The 2,175-nt window shown below is 34.1% G+C and carries 2 protein-coding genes; both read left to right on the forward strand.

The genetic code is table 11. From position 1 onward, the window contains the following. Window positions 1-162: 162 nt before the first annotated feature. Window positions 163-1,134, forward strand: a complete 972-nt coding sequence (locus NXS07_RS19580; protein ID WP_258087466.1) for an alpha/beta hydrolase — start codon at window positions 163-165, stop codon at window positions 1,132-1,134. A gap of 45 nt (window positions 1,135-1,179) precedes the next feature. Next, window positions 1,180-2,046, forward strand: a complete 867-nt coding sequence (locus tag NXS07_RS19585) for a 50S ribosomal protein L11 methyltransferase (protein WP_258087467.1) — start codon at window positions 1,180-1,182, stop codon at window positions 2,044-2,046. Window positions 2,047-2,175: the final 129 nt, after the last annotated feature.

Here is a 2,175-nt window from a genome sequence, read left to right on the forward strand (position 1 = left end):
CTCATGGTTAATCAACTCTTATGATGGAATGGTGGGGCATTATTATTGCACGAAATTTCTCATGACGACACCATCTAAAAGCTAAAGAGCAAAAAACAGGGTGTTTTAGGTGTCTTTCGGATTTATAACAATATTGTTACATTTAACAAAAAGGATTAATAAATGAGAGCCAAACTGACACAATCTATGAAAGACTACGAGTACACATGCTCAAACGTAATGGATACCGATTTTTACTTTAAAAGTATTGATTATGTTAGATCTTCTTATAAAGCACTATTTTCGCGGTTCCCCCCAAAGCCACGAGATGGAACTGTTTCTGAAGATCTGCAATTCAAAAGTTCAGTAACAGACAAAATACTTGATATGCGAATTCATTCGCCTAATGAACAGCTTGAATCAAAGCAAATTTTACCCTGTATTATCTATGCTCACGGTGGTGGTTTTGTAAGTGGTGATCTGAGTGTTGTTGATGCTATGGGTAGAGATTTAGCACTTGATCTTAATGTCAGAGTCGTGGCTTTTAATTACCGTCTCGCCCCTGAGCATCCATATCCTGCTGCCCTTGAAGATTGTTGTGATGTTTATCTTTTCATACGTCAGATTGCAAAACAAAAAGGCATCAATATTGACCAAATTTATTTTGCTGGTGAGAGCTGCGGTGGAAACTGGGCGATAGCATTACCCCTTTGGCTACGAGATAATAATCTACCACAACTGGCCGGCTCCATTGCAATCAACCCTGTATTGGATGTTCACCGATGGGCTCAAAAGAAAGTCAGCGATGTATCTAAAGCATTCTGTGATGAAATGCATTTTTTTACCACATCATATCTTGGCCAAAATGAAAAAAAACTCATCCAATACGCATCTCCGTTACTCGCTGATAATCTTTCCGGATTACCTCCTGCTGTATTTTGGTCTGCTGCCATTGACCCGTTGTCTGATGACGTCAGAACACTATCAGATCGCATGAAACAAAACGGGATTAATGTTTATGTCAATATTGAAAATGAAGCGATACATGGTTGTTTACGCGCAAGATATCATTATTTATTTGCAAAAAAAGGGTATGACAATTTATTACTACTCATAACAAATTTAATTAGTCTTAAAATGAAAAATAAAAATTAGATATTTATAAAAAAATGCATTAGTTAATAGGTAAGGAGTACTATCATGCTTAATAGTAGCGTGAGGTCATTTGATAATTGGCATTACTCCATGTTAAATGATAATGCGAGGACAATAGCTTTAGAAAGTGCCATTAAGGAATTGAATCTAAATGGTAAAAATGTTTTTGAAATTGGTACTGGCGCAGGGTTAATATCAATGATGTTTGCAAAATATGGCGCTAAAAAAGTATTAACTTGCGAAATAAATGAACAACTATCGAAAGAAGCAATCTCAATATTTAAATTAAATAACCTCGATAAGTGTATTACTTTAATAAACAAGTCAAGTTCTAAAGTTATAGATGATGGAGATCTTGATTTTACGCCAGATATTATATTCACTGAAACTATTGATTGTGGCGTCACAGGTGAAGGTTTCTATAGTATTTCAGAAGATATTAAAAAAATCGCACAACCACAAACAATAATCATGCCCTATAAGATAGAGCAATATGGCTATCTTGTAGAGAGTAAAGAAATATATAGCCTCAATAATGTTTCCATTATTAAAGGATTGGATTTATCGCCACTTAATCGTTATAGCACAAAAAATTTCTTTCCTGTCAGATCCCATATTTACGAAAATAAATTGCTAACCCCTCTCACAAATATAAAAAACTATGACTATTTAACCGAGATTTCAACAACAGAAACTTCGACATTCTCAATAAATGAAGAAGGTATTTGTTATGGTATGTTGTCTTTCTTTGTTGCCAAATTTGGATCATTCTATGTTTCAAATAAATCCGGTTTACAAAGCCATTGGCATCAGGCATTTCATCCCTTAAATACGCCAAAGAAAGTTTTAAAATATAAGCAATATCATGGATCGCTGGAACGTGACGGAAAATTCACACTTGAGGAGTTTTAAAATGAATAAAAAATCTATACGTGATTATAAAAAAATTGAAAATTTCAACGACATTAAGTAATCAAGAAAAATTAATTGCAAATTTAGCACCATAACCTTCCAATAGAGTATTTAGCTCATACTCCACGG

It is taken from the genome of Xenorhabdus bovienii, from assembly GCF_024721015.1.
In the GTDB taxonomy this organism is placed as follows: domain Bacteria; phylum Pseudomonadota; class Gammaproteobacteria; order Enterobacterales; family Enterobacteriaceae; genus Xenorhabdus; species Xenorhabdus bovienii.

Excerpts from the sequence above, each read along its gene's own strand:
- NXS07_RS19580 (WP_258087466.1), top strand. The coding sequence starts at position 163 with ATGAGAGCCAAACTGACACAATCTATGAAAGACTACGAGTACACATGC.
- NXS07_RS19585 (WP_258087467.1), top strand. The coding sequence starts at position 1,180 with ATGCTTAATAGTAGCGTGAGGTCATTTGATAATTGGCATTACTCCATG.